The following is a 26,933-nucleotide window of genomic DNA, read 5'->3' as shown; positions in this document are numbered from 1 at the left end:
AAACCCGATGTTGATCACCACGTCGGTTTTGGTGATGCCTACAATGGTACCGGTAAGCAGACCATTCTCTTCGATCACTTTGAAAGTGCTGTCGTAAGTCTGATCGTACTTCTCTTTTTCTTCTTTGCTGTAAGAAGACACATTGCGTTTGTCCACGCTCCAGTCGAAATCATCGTGAGCGGTCTCTACTGCAACAGGAGCATTTTTTGTCGCTGTTTCTGCCGCGGCGGGAGCCACAGGAGCCTGTTGTTCAGCGTTTTGTTCGTTAGTAATGTTGTTTTCTTCCAAAATATAAAGTTTTAAGGGGGCAAAGATACGACAAATCTGCCTTTGCGGCAACTTTATTTGAACAAAACCGTTATTGAAAATGAGGGTTTTATGCATTTCCACCGAAATCATCCGTTTTCCTGGCAAAAATGGAAAATTGGCCGTGGGAAAGGCCGGCGAGCATTTTTTTTCCTTAATTTTCCGGTATGAACGGAACTACTTTCAAAGCGGATATCAAATACTGGCTCAGACAGGACAATACGGTTAACCACCTGATGATCATTAATATAGCCGTGTTCCTCATCGTGGGCATCCTGCGGCTCCTCGGCACCCTGCAACTCCCCTTCGCCGCCGGCGCCTGGGCGTTCCTGGTCGACAACCTCGTGATGCATGCCGACCGCACCCTGCTGTTCAAGCCCTGGGGCGCCGTCACCTACATGTTCTTCCACATCGGCGTATTTCATATCCTCTTCAATATGCTGACCTTCTTCTGGTTCGGCAACCTCTTCCGTTCCGAGCTCGGCAACCGCCGTGTGCTCCCCCTCTACCTGCTTTCCGGCCTCTTCGGCGCCGGGATGTACCTCCTTTTCTACTACCTCCTCCCCCCCACGCCCTACCTCGGCGGCCCACTCCTCGGCGCTTCCGGAGCCACCATGGCCTTCCTCATCGCCAGCGCCACCCTCATGCCCAACATGGAGATCAGCATCCTCGTAGCCCACTTCAAACTGAAATGGCTCGCTATCGGCGTGCTCGTCCTCAACCTCATTTCCATCCCCGACGGCAACGTCGGCGGCATCCTCGCCCACTTAGGCGGCGCCCTCTTCGGATTCGCATACGTCCGCATCCTCAAATCCACCGGCACCGACCTCTGCGCCCCCCTCATGCAGCTGTTCGACGGCCTCAACCACCTCTTCAGCCGCCGCAAAACCACCACCAGGACATTCAAACCCAAAAAATCCCCCCTCCGCGTAGTCCGCAATGCACCCGACCCTTCCCATGCTTCCAGGCTCGACCAGCTGCTCGATAAGATTTCGGAAAAAGGGTACAACAGCCTCACCTCCGAAGAAAAACAATGGCTCCGCCAGTACAGCAACGAAAAGTGATTTTCTTAACATGCCGGCCCGCTGCGCGAAATAAAAAAGGCCCCGGAGAACCGGGACCTTGTTCAGATCATTTATCAGTAAACGTAAAATCCTAAAGAATTTGTGCCTCCGGCAGCGGCGGCGCCAGCCAAGATACAGCCTGCCCTTCCCGCGTCCTAGCTTTTGCGGATAAAAGACGGCAGCGGGATAATCATACGGAAATACCTGCGGGAATTGTCTGGCGCGCGTCATCCCGCCGCGGGAATTCCACCGATGAAATACCTATCTTTGCCTATCGTATAAGCCATGAAAACATTCAACGTACCGATCATATACCGCAGCCCGCTCATCTCTGCCATCAAACAGCAAAGAAAGCAGCAGGACAAGATGAAGAAAGATTTTACGCCCACCCGACTGGAATTTGGCCCGCTTACGATTTTGCTGGCCCGGCATTTCGGGTTTTGCTACGGCGTGGAAAACGCCATCGAGATCGCCTTCCGGACGGTGGAGGAAAATGAAGGGAAAAGGATTTTCCTGCTCAGCGAAATGATCCACAACCCCCAGGTCAACAGCGACCTGTTGTCGCGCGGGGTGCAATTCCTCATGGACACTTCCGGCAAGCAGCTCATCCCCTGGGAATCGCTGCAACCCGAAGATATCGTCATCATCCCCGCTTTCGGCACCACCCTCGAAATAGAGGCGCGGCTGGAATCGCTGGGTATCGCGCCTCTGAAATACAATACTACCTGTCCGTTCGTGGAAAGGGTATGGAATAAAGCCGAACAGATCGGCGGGAAGGATTACACGGTGATCGTTCACGGGAAACCGAAGCATGAGGAAACGCGCGCCACCTTTTCGCACAGCCGCTCGCATACGCCCACCATCGTGGTGAAAGACATGGAGCAGACGCACCGCCTCGCCGCCTATATCCGGGAGGAAGCCCCGGCCGAAGGGTTCTACGAAGAATTCAAAGGCCAGTACAGCGAAGGGTTCGACGTTACGAAGCACCTCCAGCGTGTGGGCGTCGTGAACCAGACCACCATGCTGGCGTCCGAAACACAGGCCATCGCCGACTACGTGCGCCAGGCCATCCAGGAACATTACCAGCTCCCGGACGACCGGATCGCCGAGCGCTTCGCCGACACGCGCGACACGCTTTGCTACGCCACCAACGACAACCAGACGGCCGTTACCGGCATGCTCAACGTGACCGCCGACCTCGCCATCGTGGTGGGCGGGTACAACAGCTCCAACACCTCGCACCTCGTGGAGCTCTGCGAAGAAAAGCTGCCCACTTACTTCATTTCTTCCGAAGAGAAACTGCTCTCGCCCAACGAGCTCCTGCACTACGACTTCCATCATCACCAGGAACTGCGCAGCACCGGCTACCTGCCGCAAAAAGAAAATATCACCCTCCTCCTAACCAGCGGCGCGTCCTGCCCCGATGCCATCGTGGAAGCGGTTATCCGCAAACTGGCGGGGTTCTACGGATTGGAGCACCTGGTGGATGAAACCGCCGCTGCCTGGTCGTGATAGACAACTTTACTGACTAACAAATTGTCCATACATGAAAAAAGCACCGCTGAGCGGTGCTTTTTTTCTTTGGGGGTAATCAAACGCTAGTAATGCAGAGAAAATTAATTTTGGGGCGTAATAACAAACACGGTGATAATTGCTGGTACAAATGTACTATCGGGTACAAATGTCCGCAACCGGGAATTAATATCCGGTATCGAATAACGCATAACTGGCGGTGTGAAAATGAAATTCGGATGCGGGAGCGGGCCTAAAATTGCATCGCCTTGCGAAGGAACTCCGCTTTGCGGCGGCGGGATACTTCCACCTGGGTGCCGTCGCTCATCAGCGCAAACCCTCCTTCGCCCTGGATGTAGCTGTCCATTTGCTGGAGGTTGATAAGATGGGAGTTGTGGACGCGGAAGAAATCCACGTCGGTCAGGAGCTCTTCGAATTCCTTGAGGGGTTTGGACACGAGGAGCTGCTTGCGGTCGGTGAAGAAGATCTTCGTGTAGTTGCCGGTGGATTCGCAGCGCACGATCTGCTGGACGGGCATGAACACCAGGCCGTTGATGGTCGGCAAGGCGATTTTTTTGTTTGTATGCTGGAGGGTTTTCATGTTCTGCAGAAACATTTCCAGCGGGGCCATCCCTGGCTCGGGTTTGTTCTGCCGCCTTTCATGAAACTTCCGCAATGCCTCCTGCAGCTCCTGGATGCTGAAGGGCTTCAGCAGGTAATCGAGCGCGTTGAACTTGATAGCTTTAAGCGCGTATTGTTCGTAAGCGGTGGTGAAGATGACGTCGAAGGGAATGCGGTCGTATTGTTTGAGCAGCTCGAATCCATTCTGATGGGGCATTTCCACATCCAGGAACACCAGGTCGGGCCGCAGCTCGTCGATGATATTCCGGGCCTCCTGCACGCTCTTTACCCCGGCCAGCACCGTTACGTCCGGACATTTCTTTGTCAGCATCGTTTGCAATGCCTCGATGCAATGTTGCTCGTCGTCTACGATGATGGTTCTGATTTCGCTCATACAGGAACATTTAAGCTGTTAAAATAAAAACTCTGCCGGCAGCACGATGCGCACTTTTGTGCCCGTGGCCTCTCCTTCCGGACCGTGCAGGTCCGTGATCTCAACGTTTGCGTCTTTGGTGTTATTGATTTTCCGGATCAGCGCGATGCGCCCTTCCGTTACCTTCATGCCCATGGAATTATGCAGCTTGTCTTTCTTCTCCCGGATTTCCATCGCCAGCTTCCGCCCGATCCCGTTATCTGTGACCGTTACTTCCAGTATCCGCCCGTTCAGGGCCACTTCAATATCCAGCCTTCCTTTCTCCGTGCGGTGCACCAGCCCGTGCCAAATGGCGTTTTCGACATATGGCTGGATGATCATGGGCGGGATGAGGACCTCCTCTTCATTGATCTCATCGTCCACGAAAATATGATAATCGAACATATGGTTGCAACGCAATGCCTCCAGATCCAGGTACAACCGCAAAGAATCCAGCTCTTTGTTGAGCGGGATGAAGGTATGCTGGCTGTTGTCGAGGATCATGCGCATGAGCTTGGAAAACTTCGTGAGGTATTCCGACGCTTCCTCCTGGTTGTTGCTCCAGATGTAGCGGTGAATGGAATTGAGGGAGTTGAAGATGAAGTGCGGGTTCATCTGCGAACGGAGCGACCGCAGTTCCAGTTGGAGCGTTTGCCGGTTAGCCTGCAGGTTACGGTGCCGGATATAGAAAAAGCCGCCAACGATCAGCATGAACAGAAATCCGGCCAGCGCGATTACCAATGCGAGGTTGCGGCGGATGCGGAGCTGGTTGATGACCTGGTCCTGCTGCAGTTCCTTGATCTGGTTGTCTTTCCGGTGCACTTCGTGCAGCGCTTTCATTTGCGCGAACTCGGTGCTGGTGCGCTCTTCGAGGATGCTGTCCTTGTATTGCAGCGACAACTGCGTATTATCAAAAGACTTCTCAAAATCGCCGGCGCGTTTGTAGTTATCGGCCATGGCTTTGTAGCCTTCCTGGAGGATGTAGTTGAAGGTCCACTGGTGCCCCAGGTCGAGCGCCTGCTGGATGTATTTGCGGGCTTCGGGGAGATTGCCTTCGTCGTTGAGGAGGCGGCCGATGGAGATGTAATTTTCGGCCAGGTGCACTTTATCTTCCACCTGTTCGTTGGCGGCGAGGGCTTTCTGGAGGTAGACCATGGCGGCGGCGTTATTCCCTTTTTTCTGGTACGCCGTACCGAGGCAGGTGTAGCAGATGGCCATGCCGGTATGATTGTTCAGCTGCTGGTTCACGGCCAGCGAGCGTTCGTAGTAATCGATGGCGCGGTCGAGCTGGTTGAGCCCTTCGTAGGCGTAACCGAGGTTGCCGAGGTTAATGGCCACGCCCAGGTTGTTATTGCTTTGCTGTTCGAGTTCCAGCGCGCGGGTGAATTCGCGGATGGCGGCTTCGTACTTCGCGTCTGACAGGTAAATGTTGCCGATGGAATTGATGGCTACGGTGAGGGAGCGGGTCTCGTTGATCTTTTCGGCGATCTTGAGCGCTTCGAAATGGTGGTCGAAGGCTTTTTCGAGCATTTCGCGCCGGCGGTAGTCTACGCCTACGTTATTGTACGAAGTGGCCATGAGGCGCTGGTCTTTGCTTTCGATCGCGGCTTTCAGGGCTTTTTCGTGATATTCGGTGGCGAGGATGTACTGGGATTTGTTGCGGCGCGAGGTGCCGAGGTCGTTATACGCTTCGGCCAGGCCCTTCGGGTAGCGGAGGCGGCCGGAAAGGGCGAGGGCTTCCTGGAGAAAGGGGTTTTCCCTGCCCCCTTTGTCGAAATACCGGTAAACTGTCCGGGATTTGGCCAGGTAGGCGTTGACTTTCGCCGTATCGTCGGGCAGGCCGCGGATCGAGTCGAGCAACCCGAATACCCGCACGGAATCCTGCGCCGTGGCGCCAGCCATGAGGAATAACTGCAGTATGAGCAGGGTGATGGTCCTTCTGAGAAACATGCTTAATGGAGCAAACAGCTTCCACAAGTTAAAATATAATTGCGAAATCCCGTTATCCGGCCGTTTTCAGGGAGAAAAACGAAGGGGCGAAAGAATTCGCCCCTTTCCTATTAACCGAATACACCTACTGAAAATATGAATCGGGGCGGATAACGCCGCCGGTCCACATTGATTTTACAAGCCCGCCAGCCCCAAGGGCATGGCAGTGTCGAATATATTTCAGAGTTCATTGTTATACGGTTAATAGCATGGTCTTTTAACTGGATGCAGTCCGGATATGGCTGAAAGCCTTTGGACAATCACAAAAACCGCTGATTGCTGCGATAGGCAAGTTGCCGGCGGCGCAAAGCGGCGTCCGGGAACAGGTGTCAACAGGTTGACAGGCAACAAATTAGCAGGTTTTTTTCCAGGAATAAAGTCACAGGTCCAAATATCGGGGCGGCAAATGTTTGCATCTCCTCCTAAGAGGAAAATAGCGCCAAGACCATTAAATAATGCAGGAATTTCGGAGGATGAGGTTAATAAGGTATAGTATCGTTACCTAAAGGTAATAACGTTTTTTTGATATACAAAAAAAATCAGGAGGAATGTGACATGATAGCGTCTTCGACCCACTGGGATACGAGGTCGAGCTGTTCATCCATCGTCAGGTTGCTGTTATCGAGGATAATGGCGTCGTCTGCCTTGCGGAGCGGGCTGACTTCCCGGTTGGAGTCGATATAATCGCGGAGCTCGAGGTTTTCTTTCACTTCGTGGAGGGTGATATTGGGGTTCTTGGCGTATAGCTCCTTGAACCGGCGCTGCACCCGGATGCCAGGGTCCGCCGTCATGAAGATCTTCAGCTCGGCATGGGGGAACACGACCGTTCCGATATCCCGGCCATCCATCACGATCCCTCTCCCCGCGCCCATTTTTTGCTGCTGGGCTACCGCGAAGTCACGCACTTCTTTGATCGCCGCCACTTCGCTCACCTTCTCCGCCACCACCATCTCCCGGATCATCGGCTCCACGTTCTCTTCGTTCAGGAACATGTCGCTCTGGCCAGTGAGTTGATTGTGCACGAATTCGAGATGGATATTGTCGAGTGCGGTCTTTACCTGGAAGATGTCCGCCCAGTCGACCCGGTGCTGGATGAAATACAGGGTGATCGCGCGGTACATGGCGCCGCTGTCGATATACAGATAGTTCAACTTCGCCGCCAGTTGCTTGGCAAGCGTGCTTTTCCCGCAGGAGGAATATCCGTCTATCGTGATGATGATCTTTTTCAAACCCGGTAAATTCTAAGCGTGTGCAGTGTTATAAATCAGACACTGCAAATTTGCTGCAATTCCGGGACTTTACAAAGCAATTTGTTCCTACCGTTCCAGCACCACCACCCTGAAAGTGCGTATCTGCTTACCGGTTGCCCTGTCGTAAAATACCAGCACATAAGTACCCTTCGCGAGGTTACTCACATAGATCGTGCGTTCGCCCTCGATGCTGTATTGGTTCATGATCTGCCCCATTGTGTTCACGATCTGCATGAGCAGGCTGGATTGCGTACCCCGCACCCGCACCTGGAAGCTGCCGAAGCTGGGGTTGGGGAATACGTCGAGGCGGAGGAAAGGCGGCACCTCGCGGATTTCGGTGACGCTTTCGCGGCCGTTGCGCGCCACGGCGCGGATCCGGTAATAGCTCCAGCCGTCGTGCCCGTTGGGGTCCACGATCCGGTAATCCAGCCGGGTGCTGGTGTTGCCGTTGGGCGCCATGGTAAAGAGCTCTCCCACTTTCACGAAACCGGTATCGGTATCCAGCCGGCGCTCGATGATGAAACGCTCGTTGTTCATCTCGCGGGCCACCGACCATTCCAGCTGCACCTGCGACTCGTTGATGCGGTGCGCGTTGAAAACGATGAAAACCGCCGGCGCATAAGGCCCGTACAGGATGGAAGCCTTGGTGAAATATTCGTTGTTGCGGATGCCGTTGCTGAACCGGCGGACGTGCATCGTGGCGTTCCTCAGCGTGCCGCCGGTGGTGATATTGCCCGCCGTAGGGAAGGATTGCGGTTCTTCGAAATCCCAGGCGTTGTTCAGGTAGCGGGTTACGTAGGAGGAAGACCGCCAGGCGCTGTAGTCGCGGCCCTCGTCGATGTCCATATGCTGGATGGTGAGGCGCGTATCGCTTTCGTCGGTACGCCCGCGGGCGATGTTCCAGGTTTTGTTGGTGAAATCGAGCTTGTTGACGAGGCCGGACACGGCGTATTGATACACGCTGTCGAACACCCTGGCGCGGAAATCATCCGCCGCGCCGCTGTACTCGATCTGGAAGGGGGCATACCCCGCGGTGGAGGAGCCGATAGGAAATACGACCTTCCCGTCGGAGGCTTTCACCTGTTCGCGGAAGAGAAACCCTCCTGCAATGGCGGTACCGGTAATGATAAACGCCCTTTCACTGAAACCCGTGATCTGCCCTGGATTCCCGTTGCCCACCACGAGGTTCCAGCCGTTGAGAAAAAGGTGGCCGGTGGTGAAGTTGAGGGTATTACGGACCTTCATGTCGGTGAAGTCGTCCATGATCAGGCCCAGCGGGTTGTTGATATCGATATTGGGGAAGGTGGCGCCCAGTTTGCTCACAGCGCTGTATCCGCCGAATACCTGTTGCGCGCCCAGGTTGCCGTATAACGGGTTGTTGCCCTGGAAGCGGATCACCCCGCCCCTGCCGGAGAACCCGTTGTTGCTTTCGTCGGGCAGGGATGCGCCATTGCCATTTGTCCACGATTTCCCGAAAAAATGAATGACCGTATTGTTGCCGGTGCCGAAAGCGCCACCGTTCACCATATTGCCGTAAATGCTGAAATTCTCCCCCGAAAATACCTGCAAACGCTCGCCCGGTGCAATGTACACGCCCTGCTGCCCTTTCGAAAGCAACGGAAGGAAGGAAAATACGAGTAAGGTGTAAATACGTTTCATCTTTTCAATTTTCTATCTTGCGATAATCAACCAGTTGTTCGCGGCCACCATCTGAAACGTCATATGACTGTCGTTTCCTGTATCAGCCGCTAAATCCACACTTCCCGCCCCTTCAATAGTTCCACCACCCGCAACATTGATCTCCAGCGTCCTGTTGGTGCCTCCACCGTTTTTCCTTGTTTTCACAACTACGACCCTGCCTATATGCTGGGCTCCGCTTGGCAATGTAATGGCCTGGTTGTTTGCGCTGATCAATGCATAAATCGTATAGTCATTATCAGCTACATTATAGTTCCCGTATACCGTCGTAATATTATTGAACACCGCGCCTTTCATCTTCGTAGTACCTTCCACCGTTACAGCCGGCCCCATCATATCGATGTTACCCGTATTATGAATCCGCATCCGCGCGGTATTATTCGTACTGAAAACAACGTTCCGGTTGGCGATCATATTCAGATTCAGGCTATCAGCCCCCAGTCGCTCCCCTTTGAATGAAATCGTTGCAGGATGGCTGATCATTTTCTGCCACACGGACGTTCCGAGGTTGCTGATGGAATTACCGCGGAAATAGGCGTCATGGTCGTTGAGGTTGAACTGCCCGAAATACCCGCCGCCAACGGTTTGCAGCATCATGCTGAACCATGCGGTTTCGTTGGGTATCTGGTTCAATGCTTCCGCCTGCACATCCGTCTGGAACACGCCACTGCCGTGACTGATATAGCCGTTGTAGTCGCGGAGCACTTCTCCTTCTCCAGAACCGGCCGTAGTAGCGTAATATAAAGGCAGACCGCTTCTTTGTTTTCCTACTATCACCCACGCAGCTCCATCGCTGACCAGGCGCAAGCTATACCCTGCTGCCAGGCCCACTGTTGGATTGGCCCCGTTCTGACCACGCACCGTATAACCGGTAAAGTTGACAAGCCCGGTATTATATGCCACGATCTCAATCGTTCGGCCTTTGTAATTGGCCGGATTCTGCAATGCAAAATTCACTGTCCCGGTATTATTCATAATCACCACACTGTTGGAATCCGCCATAGTAAAGTTCCCGGTACCCACGGCCACGTTGGTGGCGGTGGAACCGTTGACGTGCAACATGGAATGCGGTGCCGTAGTGCCGATACCGAGCTTACGGTCGGCGGTCACGCGCGCGGCTTCGAGGTTGTTGGTCCTTAGAATGAGCGGCTGGGCGTTGGTGGTGCCCAAAAAATGCAATGCGGGGTTGACGGATGAATTGCCGGTCAGGTTCCAACCGCCGGCATCTGCATCGCTGAGTGCTTTCCAGGAGCTGCCCGTGCGGATATGAATTTTGTTGTCGGTAAGATTGTAGACCATCATTCCCTGTGCCGCCGTATCGAGCGGGGGAACGGTTAGTGCCAGTGAAGTGACGCGGGGCAGGAGCATGCCTTTACGGTTGCTTTCCAGTTCCAGGATCGCATCTCCACGCGTGATGGTGGTATTGCCGCCGATCTTCAGCTGGGCTTTTGCATCCTGCCCTGCGAAGATCAGGGCAAAGAATACGGATGCGGTAACGCTGCAAATAGAGAGAGAAAATTTCATAACGAACGATTATTGGATTATAAAGGAACGGCGGCACAGAACCGCCGTTCCCTTCAATCGAAAATCTATTACATAACTGATCTGGAGATTACGTGCCAGGCGGCTCCGTCGGAAACCAGCGTCACGGCGAAGTTTGGCTCATAGATGATGATGGCGTCCTGGCCATCGATCTGAATGCCGTTGGCGTCAGCAATGTGGAGCTGCGCGATTTCGTTTGTGATACGGCGCGCCCTGCGGATCGTGTACATCCGTCCTTTCACATCACCAGCGGAGGGAAGCGTAACGGTATTAATCGGCTCGGGATCTGCACCCACCGCGCTGTTGTCGCACTTCGCGATAACGATATAATCATCGTTGCCCATAATGTAGTTGCCCGGGTTCAGCACCTTAAAGGGAACCGACATCGCACTGTTCAGGTTGAAGCGGGAAGTCTGCGTAGTGTTGCCGCCCACGTTCAGCGTGTCTTCCACGGTTTTGATACCGTTGAAGGTTTGCGTACCGGTGGTAACGAGACCGCTGGCGGTCTGGCTGGCGTTGGGGATATTAATGGTAATGGAGTTGGCGGCCTCTGTAGCGATGTTGAAACCGTTGCCCGACTGGCCGGCCAGCACAGTCAGGTGCCCGGTAGAAGCATCGGCTTTAATGATTTGGTCGGCAGCCGGCGTTGCACCAGGCAGCCGGATGGAACCGATACCGCCAACGCTTCCAGCGGCCACTTCCACCATTTCCAGCTTGTTGTCGTTATTCGGGTTCAGGACGGCCAGGCGGTAAGTAGCCGGCGTGGGCGTGCTGTAAAAAGCAGGATTGGTGAAGCCCAGGCTGCCACCAAGTGTGGTGTTGCCGGCGATCGCCGCGTTCTCGATCACTTCGATCGTTTTGTTGAAGGTGGCCGCTTCCGAGAAGGTAGATAAGCCGGTCACACCCAGGGTACCGCCCAGGGTGGTGTTACCGGTGATACCGACGGTTTTTGCGAATGTAGTGGCTTCCGCGAATGCTGCTGTTCCGCTGAAAGACTTGGCACCGGCAAATGTCTGCGCTCCTGTGCTCACGATACCCGGCGCAGTGCCGGACGCTTCCACGAGGCGGATCACCAGTTTCCCTTCATCCGCACCCGTCAAACGTTCGATCTGCGCACCATCCCCGCCGGTAATGCCCGTGAGAATGTTGCCAATGGCGATACCGTTTGCAGCCGTGATCGCATCGAGCTTCTTCCAGTCCGCAATGGTCATGAAACCATACTCCTGTGTGGCGCCACCGGCCATGATAGGCAGTTTCACATCCAGTTCGTTCGGGGAAGCGGTAGCAGTCAGTTCCGCAATGTTGGAAGTGTTGCTGGGCGTAACTTTCACCGTAACATTACCCTGGAACGAGTTGAGGGAAGTCACGGAAGTAAGGGAAAGATCTTTCTTATGGATCAAACCGTTGTTATCGATCATTACGACGTCGCTCACGGAAGAACCCGCAACGGGAACGTTGGCGTAAGGGATGGTCAGCTGGCCGGAAGTACCGTCGAACTGCATTACCGTGTTGTTTCCGTTCACTTTGAAGATCAGGGGAATGGCCGTTTTGGTACCCAGCCAGTCGCCGTCGATTACTTCATCGTTGCCGTTTACCCTCCAGAATCCCGCGCCGCCGTTATCCGCGGCAAGCTTAGTCCAGGATGTTTTGTCGGCCGCAGTACCCGTTTTCACGTAGAAACCGACGCCACGGGTATCCGCCAGGGGGTCTTTGATATAAATGACCATACCGGCCTGTGGGTTGCGGCCCACCAGCAGTTCGTACCCTGCCCTGTCGAGGCGGGGCAGCAGTAAACCTTTTCTGCTGCTTTCCAGTTCAAGAATGGCGTTTGGGTCCACTAATGCAGGGTCGCCCCCGATTTTGACCTGTGCCTTCACGCTGTTGTAAGAGAAAAATAATGCGAGGAGCATGCCCGCTATACGTAACGACTTTCTCATAGGTAAGAGATTAAAAAATATACGTTTATAGAGATAAAATGTAAAAACCTCGGCTCTGAATCGAATAACTGATACGGTTAAAACCCGGTCCCCTGACCGGTAAATTGCGCTAATCTCCCACAATTATACATATACTTTTTGAATAATATGTTCTTTTGGAAAGATTTATTTCATTTTTTTATAATATGTCATTTTCGGGCTTCAAACACCTTGAAAATCAATAACAGCCATAAAAAAAGCTGCCGGCAATTGCCGGCAGCTCATATAATCGGGTGATTTCTTACTACTTACGCTTCGGATTTTTCCGATTTGCTTTTGGAGGGATTCTTCAGGGAGAACACCAGTTTCTGGTTTTCCTTGTCGAGATCCGCGATGAGGATATCCCCGTTATGGATATTCATGTTGAGGATTTCTTCCGCCAGGGGATCTTCCAGGTATTTCTGGATGGCCCTGTGCAGCGGGCGGGCGCCGAACTGCTGGTCGTAGCCTTTCTCTGCGAGGAACCCTTTGGCCTCGTCCGTCAGTTCCAGGCTGAAGCCCAGGTTCTGCAGGCGGGCGAGCACGCCTTTCATGGTGATATCGATGATCACGTAGATGTCTTCCTTGCTGAGCGAGTTGAAGATGATCACGTCATCGATACGGTTCAGGAACTCGGGGGAGAATGTACGTTTCAGTGCTTTTTCGATCACTGCCTTGGTATTCTCTTCCTCGTTCACCACGCGGGTGCCGGTGGTGAAGCCCACACCTGCGCCAAAGTCTTTCAACTGGCGTACCCCGATATTGGAGGTCATGATAATGAGCGTGTTCTTGAAGTCCACTTTCCGGCCCAGGCCGTCGGTCAGGATACCGTCGTCGAGCACCTGCAGCAGGATATTATAGATATCCGGATGGGCTTTCTCGATCTCGTCGAGCAGGATCACGGAGTAGGGTTTGCGGCGCACTTTCTCGGTGAGCTGTCCGCCTTCTTCGTATCCAACATATCCCGGAGGCGCGCCGATGAGGCGGCTTACGGAGAATTTCTCCATGTATTCGGACATATCGATGCGGATGAGCGCGTCTTCCGAGTCGAACATGTACCGGGCGAGCGATTTGGCCAGCTCGGTTTTACCGACACCGGTGGGCCCGAGGAAGATGAAGGTACCGATGGGTTTCTTCGGGTCTTTCAGGCCAACGCGGTTACGCTGGATGGCTTTCGTGACTTTGGAAATCGCTTCGGCTTGTCCTACCACGGCAGACTTGAGGTCTTCGCCCATGCGGCGGAGCTTTTCGTTTTCGGCCTGCACCATCCGTTTCACGGGGATGCCGGTCATCATGCTCACCACTTCGGCGATCGCTTCTTCATCGATCGGGTAGCGTTTGTGTTTCACTTCTTCTTCCCACACGGCTTTGGCCTTTTCGAGGTCTTCGCCGAGTTTCTTTTCGGTATCGCGGAGGGCGGCGGCTTCTTCGAAGCGCTGGCTCTTCACGACTTTATTTTTTTCCTGCTTGATGTCTTCGATCTGTTTTTCGAGGTCGAGGATATTTTGCGGAACGTTGATGTTTTTGAGGTGGACGCGGGCGCCTACTTCGTCGAGCACGTCGATGGCTTTGTCGGGCAGCAGGCGGTCGGTCATGTACCGGTCGCTGAGCTTCACGCAGGCGTCGATGGCGTCATCGGTGTAGGAAACGTTGTGATATTCCTCGTAGCGCGGTTTGATGTTGTTGAGGATCTGGATGGTTTCTTCCACGGAGGGGGGATCTACCATTACTTTCTGGAACCTGCGGTCGAGGGCGCCGTCTTTCTCGATATACATGCGGTATTCATCCAGGGTGGATGCGCCGATGCACTGGAGCTCGCCTCTTGCGAGGGCGGGTTTGAAGATATTGGACGCGTCCAGCGAACCGGAAGCGCCGCCGGCGCCAACGATGGTGTGGATCTCGTCGATGAACAGGATCACGTCGCGGTTCTTTTCCAGCTCGTTCATGATGGCCTTCATCCTTTCCTCGAACTGGCCGCGGTATTTGGTACCGGCCACGAGGGCGGCGAGGTCGAGGCTCACCACCCGTTTGTCGAACAGCACGCGGGAAACTTTGCGCTGCACGATGCGGAGGGCGAGGCCTTCCACGATGGCGGTTTTACCTACACCGGGCTCGCCGATCAGGATGGGGTTGTTCTTTTTACGGCGGGAAAGTATCTGCGAAACGCGTTCGATTTCCGCTTCACGGCCCACGATCGGGTCGAGGCTGCCGCTTTCGGCCAGCTTCGTAATGTCGCGGCCGAAGTTATCGAGAACGGGAGTTTTCGACTTGGTATTGGCCTGCTTCTGTTTGGAAGCATAGCTCTTGCGCTCGTCTTCGAACTCCTCTTCTCCGGGGTCATCGAATTCCGCTTTCGGATCGGCGGATTTTACGAAGCCCAGTTCGTTTTTGAAAGTATCGTAGTCCACATCAAACTGTTGAAGGATTTGCGTACAAACGTTTTCTTTATTCTTGAGGATGGATAGCATCAGGTGCTCAGTTTCCACGGTGGGACTCTTCAGCGCCTTCGCTTCCAGCACGGTTACCCGGATCACTTTTTCTGCCTGGCGGGTCAGGGGTAGACTGTTGATGTTCGCAATGTTCTTGCCCGTCTTGTCCTTTATAGCCAATTCCACTTCCTTGCGTAACTCATACAGATCAACGTTCAGCGCCTGTAGGATTTTTACAGCCGTTCCCTCACCCTCACGAATGATACCCAAAAGCAGGTGTTCCGTACCGATGAAATCATTACCCAGTCGCAAAGCTTCCTCCCGGCTAAACGTAATGATCTCCTTTACTTGCGGTGAAAAATTCTGATCCATTGTTTGTTGATTTTGTTAAACCCTTACGGGGGCATGCTTATACAATATTACCAAATAAATTTGGATTTAGTTTTTATCCTTGCACATTATTGGTTAAGATTTACTTTTGCGCTGAAGGGCCTTGTGTGCTGAATATATCTACGAGAAGAGGGATGTTGACGATTGGATTTTTTTACTTCTCCAGGTATGTTCTTCGACGGGTTTCCTTTTTGCCGAATCCTTTTTTTTATAATGTTTTTGAATGATAACATCCGCCGTATGCAATTCAAAATTGATACCAAAGAGAAAATAGTGATTTTTAGGCTGGAAGAAGCCGGTCTGGATGCTAAAATGGCAGCGGATTTCGAAAAAACCGTACTCGCCACCCCCAACCTGGAGACCTCCAACCTCATACTGGACCTGCATTCCCTCCAATCCGCAGCCCCCGAAGCCCTGGAAGCCATTTTTACAGTGTACCAGCACCGCTACGACCATGGCCTCTCCGCCGCGGTGTCCGGACTTAACAAGGTTTTAACAGCCCAACTTTCCGTGCAACACCCCGAAATGCTCAATATCGTGCCAACCGAGTCCGAAGCCATCGATATGGTGATGATGGAAGACTTCGAACGCGAGCTCGACTCGGAGATGAATAATGATTAATTTGCGGAACATGTTTGCGGTCACCATACTCGGCAATAACTCGGCAATCCCCACGCCGGAGCGGCATCCCACCGCCCAGGTACTCACGTATAACGACCAGCTCATACTGATCCACTGCGGTGAGGGCACGCAAACGCAGCTTGCCCGCTACAAGGTCCGCCGCAGCAAAATCCGGTATATTTTCATCAGCCACCTCCATGGCGACCACTACTTCGGCCTCATCGGGCTCATCAACAGCATGAGCCTCCTGGGGCGAACGGAGCCGCTGACCGTCTTCGGCCCGCCCGCGCTCTGGGACATCCTCGAGCTCCAGCTCCGCCATGCCGCCACCACGCTGCGTTTCGAACTGGAATTCAAGCCCCTCACCCCTGAAACCCACGGGGTGCTGCTGCGCGATAAAGACATGGAAGTCAGCTGCTTCCCCACCCGCCACCGCATCCCCTGCTTCGGCTTTTCGTTCAGCATACAGCGGAAAAAACGCCGCATCATACCCGAACAAACCCGTGCTTACGAAATTCCTTCCGCCTTCTTCTCCCACCTCGCCGAAGGTGAAGATTATATCAGAAAAGACGGATCGGTAGTCCGCAACGACTGGGTTACCCTGCCCCCGCTCCGCGCCCGGCGGTATGTGTATTGTGCAGACAGCATCTACGACGAAGACCTCATCCCCTGGATGAAGGACGCCGACCTCGTTTACCACGAAACCACTTACCTCGACGATCTCCGCCAGCGCGCGGCCGACCGCTTCCACAGCACCAGCGTGCAGGCCGCCACCCTCGCCAGCATGGCCGGCGCCCGGCGGCTGCTCATCGGCCACTTCTCCTCCAAATACACCGAGCTCCAGCCTTTCCTCGACGAAAGCATCCCCGTTTTCCCCCATACCGAGCTCGCCCTCGAAGGCACCACTTACATCATCTGATCAGCCTACACATTAAAACATAATTTAATTAAATATACAATACCTAAAATGGTGTATTGCTGGTGAAAATAGCTGCGTTTATCTTTACGCATTAATCTTTTTACCTATAACATGAAACACGCAGCACTAACGTTCGCCTTTGCCCTGTGCCTCAGCACTGCAGCCACGGCGCAGCAAACCGCACCCCTGGAAATCGATACCGAAATCGCCGAAAAGCCGCCCCGCAAGGAAAGGCTCCGCAACCAGCCGATGTATTCCAACATCGTGAAAACCAACCTATCCAGCCTTGCGCTGAACAACTACAGCCTTACGTACGAGCGCCTGCTTACCCGCAAGATCTCCGCTTCGCTCGGCTACCGTTACATGCCGAAAAGCGCGCTCACCAAAAGCATGCTCGGCGAAACAGTGATGGATTATGTGAAGGAAGACGGTGACGACGACCTGCAGAACCAGCTCGACAAGCTGCAGATGAGCGGCGGCGCCCTCACCGCTGAGTTCCGTTTCTACACCGGCCGCCGCCCCGGCGCCAAGGGCTTCTACGCCGGTATCTACGGCCGTTACAGCAATTTCAAGTACGATTACCCGTACGATTATGAAAAACCCGACCAAACCACCACCCTCGTACCCCTCAAGGGCAATTCCAGCGGTTTCGGCGGCGGCGTAGTGATGGGTGGCCAGTTTATGATCGCCAAACGCGTGGTGGTAGACCTCTACATCATCGGCGCGCATTATGGTAAAATGACCGGCAAGGTGGACGGCATTACTGATCTCAGCGACCTCGACGAGCAGGAGCGCACCGATCTGAAAAATGAGCTGGAAGACCTGGTTGATCTCGGTGGAAGTGAAAAAAACATCACTGCGGAGGTGCGCGACGATGGCATCAGGGCAGATATCAGGATGCCGTTCCTCGGCGTCCGCGGCCTGGGCCTTACCGTTGGCTTCGCTTTCTAAATGGTATTATCCTGTTCAACCCTATACTTTCGGGGCGCCTGAGAAGGGCGCCCTTTTTAATGCAAAAAGGCTGACGCCTGGCGTTGAACCAGCTGTCAGCCTTCCGTTTCCCGGTTTACAGGAATTAGTATTTGGAAAGATACTGTTTGATCTGTTGTTGGAGCGCGTCGGTTGCGGGAATCACCGGGAGGCGGAACACGTTTTCGAGGATACCGGCTTCGTGCAGGAATGCTTTGATACCGGCAGGGTTGTTTTCCGCGAACATAAGGTCGAAGCCCTGGAGCATGCGGTAATGCAGGCTGCGGGCGGTTTCGAAGTCACCGGCGAAGGCGGCTTTCACCATTGCTGGGAAATCTTTTGCAAAGTAATTGGCGGCAACGGAGATCACGCCGTCCATACCGCAGGCCAGCTGCGGCATCGCCACGGCATCGTCGCCGCTGATCACGAGGAAATCCTTCGGTTTGTCGCGCACGATGGCCATGCATTGCGCCATATCGCCGGAAGCTTCCTTCATCGCCACCACGTTTTCCACTTCGTGCGCGATGCGCAGGGTGGTTTCCGCCGTCATGTTGCGGCCGGTGCGGCCGGGTACATTGTACAGGATGATGGGTTTCGGAGAGGCAGCGGCAACGGCTTTATAGTGCTGGAAGATGCCTTCCTGCGTGGGTTTGCTGTAGTAAGGCGCTACGCTGAGCACGGCGGCGGCTTCGTCGAGCGGGCAGGATTCCAGCCGTTTCACGACGTCGCGGGTGTTGTAGTCGCCGATGCCTACCACTACGGGTACGCGTTTGTTCACTTTTTCGAAGGTGAAGCGGATGAGATCCAGCTTTTCTTCAGAGGAGAGTGTAGGTGTTTCGCCGGTGGTGCCGAGGGTTACGACGTAATCCACGCCGCCGGTAATCACATGATCGATGAGCCTTTCGAGGGCGTTCCAGTCAATCGCTTCGTTCGTGGCAAAGGGTGTCACCAATGCCACGCCGGTGCCCCGTAATTGTTCCTGTAACATATTTCAAATGGTCAATGGCCGCAATGCTGCCCTTGGAAAATGCAAAGATTGTCAATTGGATTGGTTCCGGCAATATGCCGCCTCTCCTTTTTTAATTAACGTTCTTCAAAAAAGCCCATATTGGAGAATTTATCGATCCGTTGTTCGATACGGGCGTCCGGGTCGATCTTCCTGAGTTCGGCCAGGGTTTCCTTGAGGCGCTTCTTCAATATTTCGGCCATTTCTTCGTGGGCGGAGTGCGCGCCGCCGATAGGTTCGGGGATCACACCGTCTACCAGTCCGAACTGGCTCATATATCCTGATGTCAGTTTCAGTTCTTCGGCCGCTTTTTCCTTGTAGTTCCAGCTTCTCCAGAGGATGGTGGAGCAGTTTTCGGGGGAAATCACGGTATACCAGCTGTTTTCGAGCATGAAGATGCGGTCGCCGATACCAATGCCCAGCGCGCCGCCGGAGGCGCCTTCGCCGATGATCACGCAGATCACGGGAACGCGCAGCTTCACCATTTCGAACAGGTTGCGGGCGATCGCCTCGCCTTGTCCGCGCTCTTCCGCTTCCAGCCCGGGGTATGCGCCGGGTGTATCGATCAGGGTGATGATGGGCTTGTTGAAACGTTCCGCCAGCTTCATCAGGCGCAGCGCCTTGCGGTAACCTTCGGGGTTGGCCATGCCGAAATTCCGGATCTGGCGCATTTTCGTGTTCACCCCTTTCTGCTGGCCGATAAACATCACGGTTTCCCCGTCCAGGTCAGCGAACCCGCCTACCATCGCCTTATCGTCCTTCACATTGCGGTCGCCATGCAGCTCCACGAAATTTTCCGTCATCCTTTCGATATACTCGAGTGTATAAGGCCTGTCGGGATGCCGGCTCAGCTGCACTTTCTGCCAGCTGGTGAGATTGTTATAGATCTGTTGCTTGGTGTCGTTGATTTTCTGTGCGTACTCGTTAACGGTAGCGGAAACGTCCACGCCGGACTTCTCCCCGTTTTCCTTCAGTTTTTCCAGTTGTTCGTACAGATCCGCAATCGGCTTTTCAAAATCCAGAAATTGCATAAACAGTTTTAATAAAGGTTAAAGTACTTCATAAAGATAGTAAACCCTGCCTTGCGCCCAATGGGCTGTTCTTGTACAGGGATCGCATAAGTGACCTTACCGGTTGTTGCCGGCGGGTCAGGGGTGCAAATGTAGGATAATTCTTACTTAATCAAAATCCCCGCCTCAGGGGGCGGGGATTTATAATATAAAAAATTCTGTGCGCGTGCAGATTAGGCCCCACTGAAGACGGTAGCCAGCTTTTCCGCCCAGCCTGCATAAATGCCTGCGGAGGGGTGCAGCTTGTCTTCCGCCACGCCCTCGGGCCGCCCGCCGGCGAGCCGGTAATCTTCCGTAATATTTATATAAGGAATGCCCAGCCGCCCGCTGATTTCGCGGTTGATGCCGTTGAACTGGTCGATGGCGAGGCAGATGGCGTCGAGATCGCGCCCGGCTGCGAAGGGTGTTACGCCCCAGTCGGGGATGCTGATCACGGCTACCTTGCCGCCTGGGGCCAGTTGCAGGGCTTTTTCCGCCAGCCACTGGAACTCTTCCGCGTAATCCGTTTCGGAAAGCCCGCGGTACTGGTTGTTGACGCCAATCAGCAGCGACACGAAATCGTAGCGCGGCAGCAGGCGGCTGCGTTCGTGGAGATGGGCTATCAGTTCGCCGGTGGTCCACCCCGTTTTCGCCACGATCTCCGGGGCCTGCAGCTGCATGCCGCTTGCGCGGAGGAGTTGCAGGGTTTGATAAGGGAAGCTGTCGAACAGGGGGACGCCCTCTCCTATCGTGTAGGAATCGCCGAGGGCGAGCCAGTTTTGGGTTGCGGCACTCATGAGAAAGATTTTAATACTTCATGAAAACGGAGCACATCGGCGTAGGAGCAATACAGGGGCGCGGGCGCCAGGCGGATCACGCCTGGCTCGCGGTAGTCGCAAATAATGCCGCTTTCCATCATGCGGGAGTGGATGGCCTTACCGTCTTCCGGGAAAAACAGCGACAACTGCGCGCCGCGCTGCTCCGGATCGCGGGGGGTGATGATTTCGCAGGGGAGCGGGGTTTGCCCCAGCAGGAACTCCAGGTACGCCGTGAGCTGCAGGCTTTTGGCGCGGAGGTTGGCGATGCCGGCCTCTTTGAAGATTTCGAGCGATGCTTTAAGGGCGGCCATGTTGAAGACCTGCGCCGTGCTGATCTGCCAGCCGGCGGCGCCGGGTTTGGGAACGAAGCCCTTCTCCATGCGGAACCTCGTTTTCTCATCGTTGCCCCACCAGCCGCCGAGGCGCGGGAAGCCGGGATCGCTGCCATGCCTTTCGTGCACGAAAAGCCCGCCGGCCGCGCCGGGGCCGCCGTTCAGGTATTTGTAAGAGCACCACACCGCGAAGTCCGCGTTCCAGTCGTGGAGCTGCACGGGAATGTTGCCGGCCACATGGGCCAGGTCCCACCCGGCGTAAGCGCCCTGCCGGTGCGCGGCGGCCGTGATCGCGGGGATATCGTAGAACTGACCGGTGTAGTAATTGATGCCGCCCATGAGTACCATGGCGAGGCTGTTGCCCTGGCGGGCAATGGTATCGAGTATATCTTCGGTGCGGAGGAGCTTCTCCCCTTCCCTGGGATGGATTTCGACGAGGGCGTCGTCCGGATCCAGGCCGTGGAGGCGCACGAGGGTTTCGAGCGCGTATTGATCTGAGGGGAAGGCGCCCGCTTCCATGATGATGCGGTAGCGTTCTTTGGCGGGACGGTAAAAGCTCTGGAGGATGAGGTGCAGGTTGACGGTGAGCGTGTTCATCACGGTCACTTCTTCGTTTGAGCATCCCATCATGCCGGCCATGGTTTCCGTGAAATTGTTGTGGTAGAAAAGCCAGGGGTTCTTCGCGCGGAAGTACCCTTCCACGGCCAGGTTCTGCCAGTCTTCCAGCTCCTGCCGGATGGCGGCTTCTACGGAGCGGGCCTGCAGGCCGAGGGAGTTGCCACAGAAGTAAATGGCGTCCTTGCCTTCGTGTTGCGGGAAGTGGAATCGGGATTTGAAGGAGGCCAGCACATCTTGCTGATCGAGTGCGTTGGCGAATGCAATGGTTGGTTCAAATGCGGTATTCATGACGGCAATATAACGAAAAAGGCCGCGCCGCCCGGCGGGACAGGCAACCGAACGTGCGATTAATTTTATCCAACGGAAAGCCCGGCGATCACTACCGGTTAAACATTTTCATCACAAACCCGCTCGTATCCGCTTCTACTTTGGATAATTGCTTATTCAGCTCGCGGATGGTCCTGCGGAAAAGGCTTTCGGTGATGCCGTCCTTTTCGCGGCCGGTAAGATAGATCCGGAAAGAGGGCCGGTGGCGCACCTGCGCGAGCATCATGGGCATGCCGGGAAGTACTTCGGAAATGGGTTTCGCGAGCGCGAGGGTATCGTACAGTGCGATGGCGGATTTTACATCGAAAACAGGCAGCTCGGAGGAGTCCGCGATCGCCTGGCCGCGCAGCTGCATGGGCACGATGCGCTGTGCGGGATCGTAAAAACGGATGTAGAGATTGGCGCCGGCGCTGTCGTCCATATTGAGGATGCTTTTGCGCATGGGCGTCACCGAAGAGTCGCCCGCGAAGATCACCGCCTGGATTTCGAAAGCATCGGGGTTGTCGATGAATTCCCGGAGTTGCTGGTTGGCCTGGGTGTGGCGGAAGGCTTTGATGCCCAGGGGGTTCTCTTCCGAAATTTTCGGCAGCAGCGAGGCAGTGGCGGCCGTATCGTTTGTATACAGGAACAGCGCGCCCTGGGTTTTCAGGTGTTCCGCCATAACGGCTTTCGCCCTTTCCACGTTGTAGTTGTAGAGCTTCTCCTGCTGCGCCGCCATTTTTCCGAAATCGGGGTCCTTGCTCCCGAACCAATCCTTTCCGCAGGTTTTGACCAGCGCCAAAACGGCAAACACGGCGCCTACAGGAATCATCCAGGCGGGTTTCCGGTTTTTATCCTTCACCTTGCGGAGCTGCTCTGCAGGCGTGGGATCGATCCCAGCGTGGTAGTAAGCAGCCGCGGCAGGACGGGCGGCGGGCGATTTATCCATCCGGGCGGAAAGATCGCTTGTGAATTGCATGAACACCTCCGCGTCGGCTACGGAATTGTACACGCTGCCTTTATAAGTGAGCCGCCAGGTCAATTGTTTCCCATCCGCCAGCACAATGCGCAGCGACGGCGGCTCCATCCAGAACGATTGCCCGCTAACCTTCGCGATGTCCCCGAATTCCACCCTGCCGAAGAAGGCGGAGGTGAAGCCTTTGCCGTCGATGGTGATTTCGTCAGCCGCTTTGCCTTTGGTGAAGAGGAAGTAAAACCCCAGCGCCATGGTTCCCAGGGTGGAAATGAGGATCGCGGACATGGAGGGGCCGGCCAGCAGGATAACGGCGATCAGCACCACGATGGGTCCGAAGACGGTCAGCCACACATATCGCAGGGCACGGGGATGCTGGAATCGGAAAGAATACGGGCTCATATCTGGTAAAAAACCGCTAAAATACAATACAATGTTCACAATCAGGATTATGTGACGTAAGTCACCATGCCCCCGGATTCATTTGCCGAACTTTGCAGATTGAAAAATGATACGAGGTTTTTAATTATGCTTATGTTGAGAACTTGACCACCGGCCCGCCTGGCAACAGGCAGCCGTGCGTTCCGGGGGGAACAGCGGCGGCGGTGGTCCCTTTTAGCTGCCAGACAAAGCAAGCCCGCACCTTACCGTGCGGGCATTTTTTTGCCCGCCATAACCCCATCCCCTATCCCCCAAAAAAATGATTTTAATCATACTCCACGCCCACAAAGGGTTTCAGCCTCGTGACAACGCCCTAATTAAAGACTTTTTTATCCTTTTATGTGTATTTATACACTAACTTTGCCGTGTTTATCCGTCTTTTATTAAGGACAATTTGGTATTTAATTATAACACTGATTTAAAAAACTCGTCATGAACAACCTCGAACAAGCCGTTATCGGCCAGCTGGTGGCGGACAATTACCGCACCGCCGCTGTTTTCAGCAAATACCACATCGATTTCTGCTGCAATGGCAACCGCACCGTGCAAGACGCCTGCACCCAGAAAAAGATCGACATCGCCGCGGTAACGGCGGACCTGCAAACCGTTCTCGGCATCCAGCCCGAAACCGGTACGGATTACAATACCTGGCAGCCTGACGTGCTGGCGATCCACATTGTTGACCGTCATCACGGCTACGTTTCCAATCAAATCCCCGTTTTGCAGGCGTATCTCCACAAACTGTCGCGCGTACACGGAGACGCACACCCGGAGCTGGTGCAGATTGCCGGGCTTTTCAACGAAAGCGCCGCCGAGCTCACCATGCACATGAAGAAAGAAGAGCTGGTGCTGTTCCCCTATATCCGGCAGATGGTGGTGGCGCAACAGAATGGTCATACCGCACCCCCGCCTCACTTCGGCACCGTATCCAATCCTATTTCCATGATGATGCATGAGCACGACCAGGAAGGCGAGCGCTTCCGGCAGATTCAAGCCCTCAGCAACGACTACACCGTACCACCGGACGGCTGCAACACCTATCGCGTTACATACGCCCTGCTCAAAGAGTTCCAGGAAGACCTGCACCTGCATATCCACCTGGAAAACAATATCCTGTTCCCGAAAGCGGCCGACCTGGAAAACGCATTTGCCCGCCAAACCACCCAGCCGTAATTCGCCCTTGCCGGCCGCGTTTTAGCATCACGGAAAGAAAAAACGGGTGAAAATCAGGCGGATCGCAACCAAACCGACACGGAATTTGTAATACATAAATCATTAACGTGAGAACTATTCATCATGAAACGCAGCAGAACGCCCCTGTGAAAAACCAGCGCCCGTTTTCATCCGATTCGGGATTCGGGATTCATGATGAAAAGCGTGAACAGCGAAGACGACAATTATTCCTGCAGGTTTTCAACCGGCCACGAACATACTATTGCCAACCGAAAGCGATCCGCTTTCCCTGGTAATGGAAGGTTTGCCGCGAACAAAGCATTTCTACTCCCGATCCATCTGAAAGTTCTTTCCGAATCTGCTTACCGCCAGTCACCCCCGTGCATAACAGGGGTTCAATGCTTATTTGCTCCAGGGCGGGCATGGTCCGATCCAGATCATATAAAACACCCTGGACCGATGCCTACTGTCATCAAAATCGATGACAGCCGTCATGAAGTATCCATCCGCCGAAATCGAACTTTGAACTAAACAAACACAATATGAAACAGCTCAGGTATCTCTTCGTCTTCTCTTTAGCCATCGCCATTGCGGCCGCTGGTTGCGGCGGTGGCGGGCAGGAAAAATCCGGCGATAAAGCGCCCGGATCCGAAGCCCCCGCAGCAGATAACGGCGCCGCCGCTTCCACCGATCCCAAGGGTATCGGCAAATTCAAGGACGTCCAGCTTACCCATCCGCTCGACGAAGCCATGGTGAAAAAAGGCCAGGAAGTGGCCGAAGTGAAATGTACGTCCTGCCACAAACTCACCGAAGAAAAACTGGTGGGCCCGGGATGGAAGGGCGTAACCGACCGCCGCACCCCGGAATGGATCATGAACTTCGTCACCAACGTGGACGAAATGCTGGACAAAGATCCGGAAGCACAGGCCATGCTGGAGGTATGTATGGTAAGAATGCCGAACCAGAACCTCTCCGACGATGATGCCCGTGCGGTGCTGGAGTACATGCGCAAAATCGACGGCAAGAATTAAGAATATTCATTCCCGTAATATATTTTTTATGAAACTTTCTCACTTACTACTGACGGCCGCAGCCGCTGCGCTGGCCGTGCAGGGTTGCAAGATGAAGAGCACCGAATCCGCCGTTGGCGGCGATGCCGCATCCCGTACCTATGTTGCTCCCGGCAAATACGATGAACTGTACAACTTCGTTTCCGGCGGTTTCAGCGGCCAGGTGGCGGTATACGGCATCCCTTCCGGCCGCCTGCTGAAAGTGCTGCCCGTGTTCTCCGTGAACCCGGAAAACGGCTATGGTTACAGCGAAGAAACCAAGCCCATGCTGAATACTTCCCAGGGCTTCATTCCATGGGACGACCAGCACCACCTGGCCCTTTCGCAAACCAACGGCGAGCACGACGGCCGCTGGCTCTTCGCCAACGCCAACAACTCACCCCGCGTGGCCAGGATCGACCTGAAGGCTTTCAAGACGATGGAAATCATCGAGTTGCCCAACTCCGGCGGTAACCACTCTTCCCCCTTCCTCACCGAAAACACCGAGTATGTGATCGCAGGCACCCGTTTCTCCGTTCCCATCGGCAACCAGGAATCGGCGCTCGACAATGCTTCTTACAAAAAGAACTTCAAAAGCACCGCCTCTTTCATCAACATCGACAAAAACTCCGGCCATATGAACGTGGCCTTCCAGATCATCCTGCCCGGTATGGACCTCGACCTGAGCCGCGCCGGTAAAGGGCCTTCCCACGGATGGTTCTTCTTCTCCACCTACAACACCGAACAGGCCAGTACCCTCAAGGAAGTGAACGCTTCCCAGAAGGACAAGGACTTTATCGTGGCTGTAAACTGGAAAAAAGCGGAAGAATACGTGAAAGCCGGCAAAGCCAAAAAGATGGCTACCGAGTACTATCACAACACCTTCAACGAAGAAACCCACACCGCCACTTCCGAGATCATCAGGGAAGTGCTGACGCTGGACCCCACCGAGCTGAAGGATTTCGTGTACCTGATCCCCTGCCCCAAGTCGCCGCACGGTTGCGACGTGGACCCTTCCGGCGAGTACATCGTTGGTTCCGGCAAGCTGGCGGCGCTGATCCCCGTGTTCGCGTACCAGAAGTTCGTGAAAGCGATCGAAGACAAAGCGTTTGAAGGAGAATACAACGGCCTGCCCGTTATCAAGTACGAAGCCGCGCTGCACGGCGAAGTGCAGAAACCCGGCCTCGGCCCCCTGCACACTGAGTTCGATGCTAACGGTAACGCATACACTTCATTCTTCGTATCTTCCGAGATCGTGAAATGGAGCCTGAAAGACCTGAAAGTGCTTGACCGCGTACCTACCTACTATTCCATCGGTCACCTCATGGTTCCCGGCGGCGACACCAAAAAGCCTTACGGCAAGTATGTGGTAGCCTACAACAAGATCACCAAAGACCGCTTCCTGCCCACCGGTCCTGAGCTGGCGCAGAGCGCGCAACTGTACTCCATCGAAGGCGACAAAATGCAGCTGCTGCTCGACTTCCCGACCAT

20 protein-coding genes and 1 pseudogene are annotated in these 26,933 nt (G+C 54.5%); 8 read left to right on the top strand and 13 right to left on the bottom strand.

All coding sequences use genetic code 11. From position 1 onward, the window contains the following. Window positions 1-384 (bottom strand): annotated as a pseudogene (locus Q0510_RS18505) (hypothetical protein); the annotation flags it as partial. Window positions 385-473: 89 nt separating this feature from the next. Here Q0510_RS18505 and Q0510_RS18500 point away from each other — a divergent pair. Together Q0510_RS18500 and Q0510_RS18495 are read left to right on the top strand one after the other, a co-directional pair. Continuing rightward, the gene (locus tag Q0510_RS18500; RefSeq protein ID WP_298715157.1) at window positions 474-1,370 is read left to right on the top strand and encodes a rhomboid family intramembrane serine protease; all 897 of its coding nucleotides are present in this window, start codon (window positions 474-476) and stop codon (window positions 1,368-1,370) included. 285 nt (window positions 1,371-1,655) lie between these two features. Then, entirely contained in the window at window positions 1,656-2,882 is a 1,227-nt protein-coding gene (locus Q0510_RS18495) for a 4-hydroxy-3-methylbut-2-enyl diphosphate reductase (protein ID WP_298715155.1), read from the top strand. A 253-nt stretch (window positions 2,883-3,135) separates the two neighbouring features. On the opposite strand, the gene Q0510_RS18490 is transcribed toward Q0510_RS18495, so the two are convergent. The 7 genes from Q0510_RS18490 to Q0510_RS18460 all read right to left on the bottom strand — a co-directional run bounded on the left by Q0510_RS18490 (window position 3,136) and on the right by Q0510_RS18460 (window position 15,150). Beyond that, window positions 3,136-3,897, bottom strand: a complete 762-nt coding sequence (locus Q0510_RS18490) for a LytTR family DNA-binding domain-containing protein (protein WP_298715153.1) — start codon at window positions 3,895-3,897, stop codon at window positions 3,136-3,138. A gap of 18 nt (window positions 3,898-3,915) precedes the next feature. Beyond that, the gene (locus Q0510_RS18485) at window positions 3,916-5,865 is read right to left on the bottom strand and encodes a tetratricopeptide repeat protein (RefSeq protein WP_298715152.1); all 1,950 of its coding nucleotides are present in this window, start codon (window positions 5,863-5,865) and stop codon (window positions 3,916-3,918) included. Window positions 5,866-6,443: 578 nt separating this feature from the next. Continuing rightward, the gene (gene cmk / locus Q0510_RS18480; RefSeq protein ID WP_298715151.1) at window positions 6,444-7,133 is read right to left on the bottom strand and encodes a (d)CMP kinase; all 690 of its coding nucleotides are present in this window, start codon (window positions 7,131-7,133) and stop codon (window positions 6,444-6,446) included. An 87-nt stretch (window positions 7,134-7,220) separates the two neighbouring features. Then, window positions 7,221-8,813 carry a T9SS type A sorting domain-containing protein gene (locus Q0510_RS18475; RefSeq protein WP_298715150.1) on the bottom strand — a complete coding sequence of 531 codons (1,593 nt, stop codon included), beginning with the start codon at window positions 8,811-8,813 and terminating at the stop codon, window positions 7,221-7,223. Window positions 8,814-8,825: 12 nt separating this feature from the next. Further along, complete coding sequence (locus Q0510_RS18470; RefSeq protein ID WP_298715149.1) at window positions 8,826-10,376, bottom strand: hypothetical protein; 1,551 nt, start codon at window positions 10,374-10,376, stop codon at window positions 8,826-8,828. 68 nt (window positions 10,377-10,444) lie between these two features. Further along, window positions 10,445-12,331: a hypothetical protein gene (locus Q0510_RS18465; protein ID WP_298715148.1), complete on the bottom strand. Its 1,887-nt coding sequence runs from the start codon at window positions 12,329-12,331 to the stop codon at window positions 10,445-10,447. Between the two features lie 287 nt (window positions 12,332-12,618). Beyond that, window positions 12,619-15,150 carry an ATP-dependent Clp protease ATP-binding subunit gene (locus Q0510_RS18460; protein WP_298715147.1) on the bottom strand — a complete coding sequence of 844 codons (2,532 nt, stop codon included), beginning with the start codon at window positions 15,148-15,150 and terminating at the stop codon, window positions 12,619-12,621. A 258-nt stretch (window positions 15,151-15,408) separates the two neighbouring features. On the opposite strand from Q0510_RS18460, the gene Q0510_RS18455 reads away from it, so the two are divergent. From Q0510_RS18455 to Q0510_RS18445, 3 genes are all read left to right on the top strand, one after another. Beyond that, entirely contained in the window at window positions 15,409-15,789 is a 381-nt protein-coding gene (locus Q0510_RS18455) for a hypothetical protein (protein ID WP_298715146.1), read from the top strand. Window positions 15,790-15,799: 10 nt separating this feature from the next. Further along, complete coding sequence (locus Q0510_RS18450) at window positions 15,800-16,708, top strand: ribonuclease Z (protein WP_298715144.1); 909 nt, start codon at window positions 15,800-15,802, stop codon at window positions 16,706-16,708. Between the two features lie 111 nt (window positions 16,709-16,819). Continuing rightward, a complete protein-coding gene (locus Q0510_RS18445; RefSeq protein WP_298715143.1) occupies window positions 16,820-17,659 on the top strand; it encodes a DUF3575 domain-containing protein in 840 nt (279 codons plus the stop codon). 124 nt (window positions 17,660-17,783) lie between these two features. Here Q0510_RS18445 and dapA read toward each other — a convergent pair whose 3' ends face one another. The 5 genes from dapA to Q0510_RS18420 all read right to left on the bottom strand — a co-directional run bounded on the left by dapA (window position 17,784) and on the right by Q0510_RS18420 (window position 23,181). Beyond that, entirely contained in the window at window positions 17,784-18,665 is an 882-nt protein-coding gene (dapA, locus tag Q0510_RS18440) for a 4-hydroxy-tetrahydrodipicolinate synthase (RefSeq protein ID WP_298715142.1), read from the bottom strand. A 95-nt stretch (window positions 18,666-18,760) separates the two neighbouring features. Next, window positions 18,761-19,714 carry an acetyl-CoA carboxylase carboxyltransferase subunit alpha gene (locus Q0510_RS18435; protein WP_298715141.1) on the bottom strand — a complete coding sequence of 318 codons (954 nt, stop codon included), beginning with the start codon at window positions 19,712-19,714 and terminating at the stop codon, window positions 18,761-18,763. Between the two features lie 212 nt (window positions 19,715-19,926). Further along, the gene (locus Q0510_RS18430) at window positions 19,927-20,529 is read right to left on the bottom strand and encodes a GDSL-type esterase/lipase family protein (protein ID WP_298715139.1); all 603 of its coding nucleotides are present in this window, start codon (window positions 20,527-20,529) and stop codon (window positions 19,927-19,929) included. After that, window positions 20,526-21,788 (bottom strand): kynureninase, encoded by a 1,263-nt coding sequence (gene kynU / locus Q0510_RS18425; protein WP_298715137.1) that lies wholly within the window; start codon window positions 21,786-21,788, stop codon window positions 20,526-20,528. The genes Q0510_RS18430 and kynU overlap by 4 nt, the downstream gene beginning before the upstream one ends. Window positions 21,789-21,879: 91 nt before the next feature. After that, complete coding sequence (locus Q0510_RS18420; protein WP_298715135.1) at window positions 21,880-23,181, bottom strand: hypothetical protein; 1,302 nt, start codon at window positions 23,179-23,181, stop codon at window positions 21,880-21,882. 471 nt (window positions 23,182-23,652) lie between these two features. On the opposite strand from Q0510_RS18420, the gene ric reads away from it, so the two are divergent. From ric to nosZ, 3 genes are all read left to right on the top strand, one after another. Continuing rightward, window positions 23,653-24,393: an iron-sulfur cluster repair di-iron protein gene (ric, locus tag Q0510_RS18415; RefSeq protein WP_298715133.1), complete on the top strand. Its 741-nt coding sequence runs from the start codon at window positions 23,653-23,655 to the stop codon at window positions 24,391-24,393. A 542-nt stretch (window positions 24,394-24,935) separates the two neighbouring features. Next, the gene (locus Q0510_RS18410; protein ID WP_298715131.1) at window positions 24,936-25,424 is read left to right on the top strand and encodes a cytochrome c; all 489 of its coding nucleotides are present in this window, start codon (window positions 24,936-24,938) and stop codon (window positions 25,422-25,424) included. Between the two features lie 28 nt (window positions 25,425-25,452). Continuing rightward, the coding region (gene nosZ, locus Q0510_RS18405) for a Sec-dependent nitrous-oxide reductase (protein WP_298715129.1) at window positions 25,453-26,933 on the top strand (1,481 nt) is incomplete at its 3' end.

This window comes from uncultured Chitinophaga sp. (assembly GCF_937874145.1).
Classification (GTDB): domain Bacteria; phylum Bacteroidota; class Bacteroidia; order Chitinophagales; family Chitinophagaceae; genus Chitinophaga.
Note: the sequence above shows the minus strand (reverse complement) of the source record. Positions and strands in the feature narration are given on the sequence as shown.